General features: G+C 50.5%; 6 protein-coding genes. 1 reads left to right on the top strand and 5 read right to left on the bottom strand.

The window, feature by feature from the left end:
- Positions 1 to 3,314 (bottom strand): SpvB/TcaC N-terminal domain-containing protein (locus tag VIM87_RS24880; protein ID WP_331999608.1); only part of this gene is annotated, 3,314 nt, incomplete at its 3' end.
- Here VIM87_RS24880 and VIM87_RS24875 point away from each other — a divergent pair.
- Entirely contained in the window at positions 3,301 to 3,723 is a 423-nt protein-coding gene (locus tag VIM87_RS24875; RefSeq protein WP_331999607.1) for a hypothetical protein, read from the top strand. The genes VIM87_RS24880 and VIM87_RS24875 overlap by 14 nt on opposite strands.
- 67 nt (positions 3,724 to 3,790) lie before the next feature.
- On the opposite strand, the gene VIM87_RS24870 is transcribed toward VIM87_RS24875, so the two are convergent.
- From VIM87_RS24870 to VIM87_RS24855, 4 genes are all read right to left on the bottom strand, one after another.
- The gene (locus VIM87_RS24870) at positions 3,791 to 5,104 is read right to left on the bottom strand and encodes a PQQ-dependent sugar dehydrogenase (protein WP_331999606.1); all 1,314 of its coding nucleotides are present in this window, start codon (positions 5,102 to 5,104) and stop codon (positions 3,791 to 3,793) included.
- Positions 5,105 to 5,409: 305 nt separating this feature from the next.
- Positions 5,410 to 7,239 carry a RagB/SusD family nutrient uptake outer membrane protein gene (locus VIM87_RS24865; RefSeq protein WP_331999605.1) on the bottom strand — a complete coding sequence of 610 codons (1,830 nt, stop codon included), beginning with the start codon at positions 7,237 to 7,239 and terminating at the stop codon, positions 5,410 to 5,412.
- A 23-nt stretch (positions 7,240 to 7,262) separates the two neighbouring features.
- Complete coding sequence (locus tag VIM87_RS24860; protein ID WP_331999604.1) at positions 7,263 to 10,745, bottom strand: TonB-dependent receptor; 3,483 nt, start codon at positions 10,743 to 10,745, stop codon at positions 7,263 to 7,265.
- A gap of 182 nt (positions 10,746 to 10,927) precedes the next feature.
- Entirely contained in the window at positions 10,928 to 12,019 is a 1,092-nt protein-coding gene (locus VIM87_RS24855) for a FecR family protein (protein ID WP_331999603.1), read from the bottom strand.
- Positions 12,020 to 12,568 lie beyond the last annotated feature (549 nt).

The following is a 12,568-nucleotide window of genomic DNA, read 5'->3' as shown; positions in this document are numbered from 1 at the left end:
TTGCTGCGTATATACTTAGCTGTTAGCAGCATGCTCTCATCTACCTTATTATCCGGTGTGTTATATACTTTGGTAACCAGTTCGCCTGTTAAGGCCAGCTGGTAGCCGGTATGCGGCAACCCCAGGCTTTCCTGCGTACCGTTGGGCAAGGGGCCGCTGAGGTCATCTTTACAGTACAGCACACGCGCATGTTTGAGCAACCTTTTGGCGGGCGCATCGCCCGGTGTTTGCTCATAGGACAGTAAAGCTGCTGTTGCAAAGGCCTGGCGGATGGCTGCTACCTGGAAGTAAGTTTGTGCTGCTGTAATACCCGTTAATTCATACAAACGGGTGCCGGCTGTTGCCCGCAGACGGTAAGCGGTATCGGTGATCACATCATTGGTAAAAGTATTTTGCGCATAGGTGATGCGCACTTTGCTTTGGGCGTTCCATACTTCATCCGGCAGCCCATCCGGCCGGGTTTTACGGCCATAGCTTACGGTGGCTGCTTCCAGCACATTGCCCAATTCATCTATCACGGTGTTCAGCACATGCTGCACACGTACCTCGCCGGGATTACGCTCGTAATGAAAAGTAATGGCTTCACTTTCATGTACCAGGAAGGCGGCAAACGGCTGCTGCCTGCGGGGCTGCAGCAGCTTAATATGGCAGTTATGCGTGGCTGCCTGGTAAGGTACTTTCTCCTGCGGCGTACCGTCCAGCGCAAATGTTTCCTGCCGCAATACCATGCCTTTGCAGGCGCGTAAGGCTTCGCGCAGCTCTTCGGGCGAAAGGCCATCCGGCAGCAATGCATCGGGCAACGCGTGTTCCAGGGCTGCGGCGCCGGGCCAGTATTCATTTGCATAAGCGGTTAGTAAGCGCTGCCTGTCCAGGAAAGCGCCGGTATGGAACCAGGTGCGGGTAAGCACCGGCGGCTGGTGCAGGTCCTGCTCTACAATATTGGAAGCGTCTTTTCTTACCCAGTGCTCAAACTGTTCAGTATCCTGCTGATCTACCCGGCCAAAACCACGGAACTCCCTTTCCGCATGATCGTAATAGCCGTGGTGATAGCTGTAGGTATTGGTGAATGCTACCCTGGTGATCTTATCCTGCACGGTTACCCTGCTCACGCACTGCACCGGGAAGGGTAAACGTGTGATCCAGGGCTGGCCGGCAGCTTTGTCCTGCAGGTAAAAGGTTGCAGCGCTTTTATATTCAATGAGGGTTTCCTTGCCTAGATTATTTTTAATGCCGTACAGGATATGCGGTTTCTTTCCGCCCATCAGGTCAATATAACGCATAGGGCTATCCGAAAATCCGGGTAAGGGCGATGACCATACAATGCAGGAAGTACCATTGCCAAGCAGGTCTGCTACTGAGAGCTGGCTGGGCTGCGCGGTGACCGGGAATGGATCTATATTACAAACATTGCTCCATGCATTACCGCCCAGGTTTAACCAGGCGCGGAAACTGTTTTGCCCCAGGTATAAAATATCAGTAGCGCCGGTGCCGCTGATATCTGCCAGCTGTAAATAGGCGGGGTTAAACTGTGCTGTGCTGTCAAACAGCGGCGCATTGGGCATATTCACCTTGGCGCCAAAACGGCCATAGCCCAGGTTGGGCCAGTAACAGATCTCCCCGTTGCGGATGCGTACAATATCTGTTAACCCATCGCCGCACATATCTGCCAGGAAAATACTTTGTGTTTCATCTGCAAACAGAATGGCCGGCCCCTGCTCCTCATCAAAAGATTTAGGCGCCAGCTCCGGCGCATCATAGCCCTGCGTACCCAGTGAGGGATACCAGGTAAAAACATTCTCTTCCGACATGAGCAGCTCCGCACGGCCGTCGCCATTGAGGTCCAGCATTTTCAGGTTGGGATCGGCCAGGTCTATGTTCGGGATGTGCTCAAAACTTTTGAAAGGCCGCCAGTCGTTATCATCATCCAGCTCAAAATATCCCTGCAGGCCGGGCGACTGCACCACTACCTGCTTGTTGCCATTGGCATCCAGGTCCTGCAGCTGTAAGGCGCCGTTGGAAAAGCCCATTACGGAAGGTTTAGGCGCTACCGCACGGGCGCTGGTGAATGTGCCGTTGCCCAGGTTGTACTTGTAGTACCAGGCCCCTGCCTGCTCTGTTAAAATGCCTGCAATGCCTTCCCCATAAAGGTCTACCCAGCGGTAATCGCGGCTTAGCCCAACGGGGTCGTTAATGATATTTTCTTTGGTAATGCTTTTTACTTCTTTATTCCAGCTCAAAGGCTGGTAAGCAAATTCCAGCGGTGGTAATGAAGCGGCGCGGTACGCATTGCCTTCCTTTACATAGCTGGTTTGCGTAATGGCTGTGAGATAGGCTACTTCCAGGGGTTGCGGCGTATCATCCGCTGTTTGATACACCAGGTCCAGGGATTTTACCAGGTAAGGTACACGCGTATCATTATCTGCCAGGCCAAATTCACGGTTCGTAAAATGGTGGAATAGCATTACACGTTTGCACAGGCGGTGCGTGCGGATCTCAAAACCGGCGCGGTAGTCGGAGAACGCATCTGCACGGGCAGTCCAGGGCTGGCTTTCCGTAAGCTCATTGGTGGTATGCTCGCCGTAATCAAATAATAACTGGAACAGGAACTCAGCTTCCGGCAGCGGAATTTCCGGCGCGTAAGGCTGTTCTGCAGCTGCATAATACGGCGTAAGATTCCCGTAGCGCACCGTTTTCAGGTAGTTGTTGGTAGCGGCAGCACGGCCGTTCAGGCGGTTCTTTTCATAAAGCGTGGGTACTACATTATCAGTATTCTCTGTTTTATAGGTGAACAGGATGCAGTTACCTTTATCGTCAAAGCTGATCTCCGGCAGCCATTTGAAAATGCGGGTTGCATCTTCCGGGTCTGTGATGCGGTGCGATGGGCTGAGGCCAAAGAAGGTAACCACATTCTCTTTGGTGGTAACTTTCCAGTAACAGCTGCCGGTAGGCAGATGTATGATCTTTTCTATGCGGGCATTATCGCCCTCAATGCGGGGGCGGTAGCGCTTTACACGGAAATCATCCACGGTTTTTTCTTCCGGTGTCCAGGTATTGCCGGCGGCCTTCAGGTAAGGCACCAGGTCTTCCTGGCCACTGAACATGAATACATCGCTTTCCTGCGCATCATTATAGCGGGGCAATTGCTTATCTGTTCTGCGTTGTATGGCGGGATACTGCAGTGCCCAGCCAATACCAAAGATGCTGTTGCCGGTACCGCTGTTATAACCTAATGACAAAGCGGGCTGAAACCCTCCCCTGCCGGGTGCTACGGGTAATGGTACAGAAAACGCCAGCGTGCCGTTGGCAGTATTCACGGAAAATTTCTCATCAATACTTTTGATGGCTCCTCCGCCTTTAGGCAAAGAAATTTGCGGCGCTGTTAATTTATCTAGCGTGGGAATGCCGCCGGAAGCGGATCTGTTCTCTGGTGTAGCCGTTGCTTTTGATGGGGGTTCAGTTCCTGCAAAAGCTGACGTGGCAAAGGTTTTTCCTTCTTTCATTTTGGGGTTACAGCATTTGGGGTTCGTCAATATATTTTTACTGAACTATTACGAAGGTAAAAAATTGTGGAAAAAACGAGCATTTATTTTTCCTAACGGTAGAGATAAGGGGGAAAATGGGTGGGATTGGGGAATGAATGGTTATCATAGTCCATGGTTCGTGGTCCATGGTCCATTGCATTGTGCGTGGGATAGATGGTGCAATATGTTTGCAGGAGTATAACAGCAGGAAAAAAAATGAGCCGGATAATCACGTTATCCGGCTCATGAGATATAAGACCTTGTTGAATTTATGACTTCTTGTAGATGATGCGGTAGATGGTTCCTTTTGTATCGTCAGAAATGTACAAAGAACCATCCGGACCTTGCGCCAGGCCGCAGGGGCGGTGCTTGGCATCGCCGGGGGAAACTACTTTATCTGTTCCGGCAAAACCATCTGCAAACACTTCAAAATTACCGGTTGGTTTGCCGCTTTCAAAAGGAACAAACACTACATAGTAACCCTGCTGGTTTTCGGGAGAGCGGTTCCAGGAGCCATGGAAAGCAATGAAAGCGCCGTTCTTATATTTTGCAGGGAACATGTCGCCGGTATAGAACAGCAGCCCGTTGGGCGCCATGTGTGCAGGGAAAGCGATCTGCGGATCTTCTGCATTTTCACCGGCTGTTTTTTTACCATCGCCGCCAAATTCAGGCGCCAGTATTTTCTTCTTCTGTTCCTGGTCGTAGTAGATGTAAGGCCAGCCACAGTCTACCCCTTCTTTCAAGCGGTACATACATTCTGCGGGCAGGTTAGCGGATTGCGCTTCTGTGAACAACTTGGGCCACATATCATGCAGCTGGTCGCGGCCGTGCTGCATTACGAACAGCGCGTTCTGATCCTGGTTCCAGTCCAGCCCTACTACGTTGCGCAAACCGGTGGCATAACGTTTACCGGTGCCGTAGGTTTGGTTCTGCTGATCAGCTTTAAATTGCCAGATACCACCTGCAGAATCCAGGATGGGGCACGGCTTCATGCCTTTGGAGCCGGCGGTGCGGTCTTTTTCCTGGCAGGCATTGGAGTACGCGCCAATGTTCACATAAATATTGCCGTTGTTATCCAGCACAATGGATTTGCTTTCGTGCTGGTGACGGTCAATTAAACCGCCAACGATCTTTTCCGGCTGATCCGGGTTGGTTACATGGCTGCTGTCATCCAGCTTATAACGGAACACGGCTGTATCTGAAGAAGCGTATAAATAGCCGTTCTTAAGGGTAATGCCGGTGCCGCCGTAATCGCCAAAAGCGGTTTGCTCGTCGGCCTTGCCGTCGCCATTAGCGTCGTGCAGGCGAACGATGCCTTTACCATCTTTTAAGCTGTTCAGCTTTACATAAATATCGCCCTGGGGCGTTACTACCAGGTGGCGTGCTTTACCCAGGCTGTCAGCTACCTTAATAGCGCCGAAACCAGCGGGTAGCTTTAAACCTACATTGTCTGCATCAGGTGTTAACCCAACCTGGGCAGTGGTATCCTTACCGGAACCTTCCCCACCCTGATGCCCACACGAAGTAAGCAAAACGGTACCGGCCAATGATACCAGTACCAGCCTTAAGCATGTTTTCTTCATAAGATATTTGATTGAGACTTCAAATTAAGCTGATTTTTTTGTTTTTAAAAGTCCATGGCCGATGGTCCATGGTCCATTGCCTGCTGCGGAGCTTCTTGTAGCACAAGAACCGGCTGTAAAGGCGGCTTTATGGCCGGTGGCTACTAATTATTTAAATAGTAATGTCCTGCGGGGGGAGCAGGACATTACAGAGTATTACAACTGATGGATGGAAAAAAGGTCCATGGTCCATGGCCGATAGTCCATAGCATACTGCGCAGTATCTGTTATTACGCTCCGGGCAATGGGCTATCGACTATGGACTACTAGTAGCCAGGATTCTGCACCAGCTTACTATTCCGGTTTATTTCATCGCGCTGGATGGGCATAAAATACATTTTATCCAGCCACAGGCGTTTTTCCGCTTCCATGGTGATGGGTGTGTATACGTAGTTATAATTCGTGGGATCATAACGGTATACCGTGATCTTACTGCCAGGTTTCAGGGTGGCGGTAATATTAATGCCTTTCAGGGGCCGGCCCACGGTGTTCTGCGGGATCATCCAGCGGCGCACATCGTAAAAACGCTGCTCTTCCAAAGCCATTTCTATTTCGCGCTCATGACGGTAGCGGGTGCGCAGCTCATCGCCGGAGGCCGTGATATCCGGCATAGCGGCACGCCTGCGGATCATGTTCAGATAGGTGCGCGCTTCTGCATCCTGGTGCAGCTCAATACAGGCTTCCACGTAGTTCAGGATCACTTCTGTATAACGGAAGAAAGGGTAAGGTACTTCCTGGTTATAGAACTGTGCATCTACCGTAGTATCAATAAACTTTTTAAAGTAGTAACCTGTAAAGGAGCCGTTCCAGTCTTCCACGGGTCCGGAGCGGGTGTCCAGTCCGGGGTTGGGTACAGCCTGGGTGCCGTTCCATACTTCGTAGCGGCCGGTTTGCGCCTGGTTGAACGGATCTTTGGCCTGCACATCTGCCGGGCGTTTGCGCCAGTGTGAGCCATCGTAGATGATAGTGGCATAAAAACGCGGATCGCGGTTCTGGTAAGGATTAGCCTTGTGTGCGGCATTGCTCCAGTCGAACGGAGTGCCATCATTCATTTCATAATCATCTACCAGCAATTGCGTGGGCGTGTTGCCGGCCCAGTTATGATAGCCGTTCAAACCATTGTACAATCCAACGTTGCCGCCCGGTTCATCTTTATCATTTTTAAAGTAACGGGAAAAAATGCTTTCACTGTTATCTTTCAGGAACATGCCCTGGATGTTGGCGGTAGCCTCTTCCCTGCTGGCAGGATCCGGGCTTTGCAGCGCGTACATATTGCGGTCAATGAGCGCTTTGGCGGCGTCTTTCGCTCTTTGCCAGCGCGCAGTACGGTCGCCGCTTACATAACCCAGCAGCTCAGGCTGGGCAAAGCCTGCAATAGTGGTGGCTTTGCTTTTAGCCGTAGGTATATCATGCAGGTCGCTGGCGGCATAGATCAGGATACGTGATTTAAGCGCCAGGGCTCCGCCTTCTGTGGCACGGCCTTTTACAGTGATGCCTTCTTTTCCTTTCAGGAAATAGGCGGCGGAATCACAATCCTTCACTATAAAGTTCACGCATTCTTCAAAGGTGCTGCGGGCAATAGTGTAATCTGTCTGGCCCAGCTTGTATACTTCCGTTACCAGCGGCACTGCGCCATAGCCGCGCACCAGCTGGTGATAGAAATAGGCGCGCAGAAAATAAGTTTCCCCCTTTAGCCGGTCTTTTACGCTGGGATCATCAAATGGTACGTCGGCTATTTTACTAAAGAATTTATTACAGGCCCTGATCCTTTTATACATTTCATCCCACTTCATGGTGCTGCGGTTGGTTACATATTCCGCATCAGTGGGGTTAATGGTAGCTTCTACCATGTTCTTCATGCCATAACCATGGGTGAACATCGTTTCATCTGTGGCTGATGCCAGCATGGTTTCCAGGAAACCGCCGCTGCTTAAGCCGTTATAGATATCGTTCACAAATGCTTCTGTTAAACCGGGATCGCTGAACACGAGGTCTTCTGCGGCTTCGTCCCGGGGCTGGGTGTTCAGGAAATCTTTGTTACACGCGGTTATCATCAATCCTGCCACTAAGGCCACCCCCATGTATATACGTTTCATTGTGTGCTGCATACTGTTAATCTTTAAAATGTTAATGAAAACCCTGCATTGATCACTCTTGCCTGCGGATAGTACTGCCCGTTACCATTAATGGATTCCGGATCCAGTATCTTCAGCTTGTCTACCGTAAACAGGTTCAAACAGTTCACATATATCCGCAGGGAGCTGATGCCCACACGTCTTTTCACCAGGTCGGACAGGTTATAACCCAGCTCCACGTTCTTCAGGCGTATGTAATTGGTGCTGCGGAACCAGTAGGTATTGCCGGTGGCCCAATAGGTATCATTACGGTCGTTCACGCGCGGATCCACACTGCTTGGATTATCCGGGCTCCAGCGGTGATCAAAGTAATCTTTGGTGAAGTTGCCGATCTCGCCGGATTCTGTATTAATGTGAATAGCCCCGCCGGTAGCGCCTTGGATCAACATAGAGAAATCAAAGTTCTTAAACTGCAGGTTGGCATTTAAACCGCCGGTAAAAGTAGGCTGGCTGTTTTTAGTCATGCGCGTCTTATCATCGCCGGTTATTTTACCATCGCCGTTAATATCTTTAAACTTCATATCGCCAGGGCGCAGATCGTTGGTAAGCGCGCTGTAATCAATGGTGTTATTCTTAATATCATTAAAGTCTTTGAACACGCCATCGTATTCATAATAGATCTGGGTGTTCATGGTACGGCCGGTGGATTTCTGCCAGTCCGGTGCGCCGGGCGGCTCATCCCAGAACTTAATGGTGTTCTTGGCATAACCGCCGTTCACGCTTACATTGTAGCTTAGCTCACCTGCTTTGTTGGTATAACCTACGTTAAACTCCCAGCCCTTGTTATCTACCTTACCCAGGTTTTCTGCGGGCAGGGTCATACCGGTGCTTTGAGGAATAGAGGCATTCCTGCGCACCAATATGCCGGAGCGTTTGTTAATGAACGCGTCCAGTTCAAAGTAGATCTTACCATCCAGCAGCTGGCCATCCAAACCTACGTTGTAGTTATTGGCTACTTCCCAGGTAATGTTGGGGTTTGCCAAACGTGCTTCCAGTATAGATTTGGTAAGCTGGTTGTTCAGGATATAGCTGTTAAAGCCATAAGTGCCGTAGTACTGGTATTCCTGTAAGGTGGGGGTGCCATCGTTATCATCATCAAAATAGATCTGATCGTTACCCAGCTTACCCCAGGATGCGCGCAGCTTCAGGTAGTTCATGAAGCGTACATTGTCTTTCCAGAAATTTTCTTCGGAAATGCGCCAGCCTGCCAGCACACCGGGGAAAAAGCCGAAGCGTTTGTTAGACGGGAACATGTAGGAACCATCTACCCGCCAAACAAATTCTGCCAGGTACTTTTCCTTGTAGTTATAGGCTGCACGGCCAAAGTAGTTGAGGCGTGCACGGTCCCAGGCGCCGCCGTCGTTGGTTTTCTCTGCATCACCGCCGGCTACCAGCTGATCGATGGCAGTGGAGATAAAGTATTTGCGGAAAGCGGAGAAGTTATCGTTATTCACGGTTTCTTTTTCCATACCAAATACCAGGTTCACGGTATGGCCGCTTTTAAAGGTACGGTCGTAGGTTAATAATCCGCGGAGCAGCTTGTTAGCCTGATCTTCATCGGCCTGTTCCAGCGTAGGCTGGTCGGTACCGCGTTTGCTGCGGTTCAGCTTAGGCGTTTTACCATCTGCCTCATAGCTGGTGCCATCCCAGGTGTACAGGTACCAGGGTGTTTGCCAGTCTTTGGTGCGTTTAATGTATTTATCAAATGCAATGTTGCCGCTCAGCTTCAGCCCTTCTACCCAGGGAATGGTGATATCCAGGCGGGCGTTGGTTTGCACGTAATAACGGCGGTCGTGGCTATAGCCGGTTTGGGCAGTGGTGATCACAACCGGGTTGTTACCATACTCAATATCGGGACCGGGCATACCATTAGGCCAGAAGGCAGGCTCCGTGGGCTTTCCACGCATCAGCATACGGAAAATATCTCCGGCGCTGCGGGTGGGAAAGTTGCGGTTTTCCTGGCGGCCTAACATGTCCACGCTTACGCTCATGTATTTATTGATCTTACCATCCAGGTTAATGCGCAGGCTGTACTGGTCAAAACCTGTGGCGGATTTTTTGTAGTAGCCATCCTGCTTCTGGTAACCGAAAGAGGTGAGGTAACGGATAGCATCCGTACCGCCGGAGAGCTGTAAAGTATGATTGGATACCGGCGACCAGGTTTTCAGGGTAGACTTGTACCAGTCTGTATTCGGGTGGCCCCAGGGATCGGAACCATCTGCATACTTTGTAATATCGTCTTTGCTGAAAGGCGGCGTCCAGGTATTACCGGATGTGGGTGAGGTGTAGGAACCGCTTTGTTTGTAGGCGCTCCAGGCGTTGCTCCATTCTGCGGGTGCTACGTTCTTGTACAGGCTTAATTCATTCCTGATCTGCGCATACTCCGGCGCATTGGCCATTTCCGGGATATGCGTGGGTTGCGACCAGCCCTGGTTAAAGTTATAGGTAAGCACCGGTTTGCCGCTTTTACCGCGTTTGGTAGTTACCAGTATAACGCCATTGGCTGCACGCGCACCGTAAATAGCTGCAGAGGCATCTTTCAGCACAGACATATTTTCAATATCGGCCGGGTTTAAACGTTCCAGGCCGCCGGTACGGGCAGCCACACCGTCTATTACCACCAGCGGATCATTATTACCTAAGGTGTTGGAACCGCGGATACGGATGGTGGACCCATCGTAGCCCGGCTCACCGGTGTTTTGCATGGCGGTTACACCTGGCATACGGCCGGCAATAGAGTTACTGAGGTTCGTGGCGGGTGATTTCACCAGGTCGGCGCCTTTAATTGTAGCTACAGCGCCGGTTACGGATTCCCGTTTCTGTGCGCCATACCCTACCACCACTACTTCGCTGAGGCCTTTGGTATCTTCCTGCAGCACAATGTTGAGCGGGCCTGCGTCTGTTACGGTGATCGTCTGGGCTAAAAAACCTATAGCCGTTATAGTTACTTTTGAGGATGCGGGCACGGATATGCTGAATGCGCCGGTAGCATCGGTAGTGGTGCCTTTATTGGTGCCCTCTAACTTAATAGTGGCGCCGGGCACGGGCTGCTTGTTCTTATCCACGATATGGCCTTTCAGCACAATATCCTGCATTTCGCTGCCCCTGGGCGATATTACAATGAGATTTTCATTCACCATCCGGAAACCAAAGCCGGTATTGTTAAGCGCCATATCCAGCACTTCGGATACGGGTTTCTGCTGTACATCTACAGATACCAGCTTATCCAGGGAAGCAGCATCTTCCTGGTAAATGAAACGGTAGCTGGTTTGCTGCGCTATTCTCCGGAACAGCAGCTTAATGCTTTTATTTTCCTGCTTTAGCGTTACTTTGGCTTCCTGCGAATAAACAGTGCTGGCAGTTGCCTGTAAAACGGTGGCGAGTAGAAAGAGAACAGTTAGCTTCATACACAGTATTGACTTCCAGGCATAAGGATGCCTGTCCTCAAACAAGTCAAATTTTTTCATACATTTGGTTTGAAAGATTAATAAAATGGCATGTCTGGTAAGGATTCAGCTTACCAGCATGAGATTTTGGCTTTTACGGGAAATGCGGCCACATTTCCCGTTTTTTATTTTTTATATCTGGCTGATGATACCATAACGTGGCTTTTAAGTTTAATAAACGGTTTTATGCTTGTTAACGGTTTTTAGTTTTCCTCATAAAGTAAGGCAACATGGTCCTTAAATTTATACTTACACCCGGTGATCAGGCTGATGGCTTTCAGTGCCTGTTCCGGCGATTCATCCTTAAAAGAGCCGCTCATCCTGAAATGCGGTAAGCGTGTGCCCGTAATGGTTATTTTCATATCAAACCAGCGTTCCATCCGGCCTGCCAGCTCTGCCAGCGGTTCCCCGGTAAATACCAGCTCATTTTCTATCCAGGCTGTTTCCGCGATGGTGCTGTCTTTCCCGATAACATCCACATTCGTGATGGAAAGCTCTTTCCTGGGATGTACATTGGGCGCGGCTGCAGCTACGCTCAGCTTTTCCAGGGAGCTTAACAGGTAACGTTCCTGCGGGCGGCGTTTTACCTGCACCTCTATCTTACCTCTGATAAGCACGGCTTCCGCTTTCTTATCGCCTGCATAAGCGCGTACGTTGAGGGAAGTACCCAGCACCCGTACGTTCATAACGGCTGTATTGATTATAAACGGTTTCCCTTCATTTTTTACCACGTCGAAGAATGCTTCTCCATCCAGCTGCACACGGCGTTCCTTCTCCATAAAATCATCGCCATAGGTAAGCTTACTGCTGGCATTGAGCCACACCGTAGTGCCGTCCGGCAATATCAGCTTGGTACGGGAGCCGGGCCGGGTCATCACCATATTGGGATGCCGCTTTTCCGCTACCTGTTTTACCGATGGCTGTGGCAGTTTAAACAGGATGAGCCCTATTAATAATACCACGGCTGCGGCAGTGCTTAACCAGTACCGGCGGCGCGGTTTAGGCGCTTCGTGTCCGTCTGACACTTTTAGTGGTACATGTTCTGTTTCCGGCAACAGGCCGTTTGCCTGTAACCGTTGCATATGCTGATCCAGCAGGCGTTTCGACTTCTCTTTCGGCCGGGGTGCGGAGGTGATCTCTGCATCGTTCCAGAGCCATTGCACGGTTTCATACGCCTCTGAGAATTCCGGGTATGCCTTTAGCAGATCCGCCAGCAACAACTTTTCTTTGGCTGTTAGCTCTCCGCTGATCTTTTTCAACAACAGTTTGTAAAAGATAGACTCCGGTCCGTTCATTTAAACAACATATGCTTGTAACTATATAGACGGCGGGGAAATGGAGTTACCATTAAAGGGGTGGAAAGTTTTTTTTGGGGGGATGGGTTGTGGGGGTAATGCGGGGTTGAGGGCAGGGTAAAGCTGATTAGCGAGTATACGCCTGTCTGTAGCTTAATGCGGGGTTGAGGGCAGGTGTGCGCCTGTTTGGATGGATGTAGCTTAATGCGGGGTTGAAGGCAGGGTACGGCTGATTGGCAGGTCCAATTCCGGACTGCGCCCGCCTGTTTGGATGGCTATGGGGCGTTGGAGGGCATATGGGCTTTTAGAGAGTTATAGAGCGGCATCAAGCCGGGCACGCCGGGCAAGGTCCGTCATTTGGACCTGCGCAATCAGCCGGGCGGCGGTTCTCTTTTGGGGCATCAGGGCTTTATTTTCAGCGGTGTAAGCCTGTTTCAGGACGAGACAGATTGCATTAATTACCTCTTAGTTTAAGCCAGGCTGTCTAAAAGCAAATTGCCGTCTATGTTAAACTTCTGATGCATTGATTTCAATACCTCAGTATTTGGC

This window comes from Chitinophaga sp., from assembly GCF_036569125.1.
GTDB lineage: Bacteria > Bacteroidota > Bacteroidia > Chitinophagales > Chitinophagaceae > Chitinophaga.
This window is presented reverse-complemented; position numbering and strand designations above follow the sequence as displayed.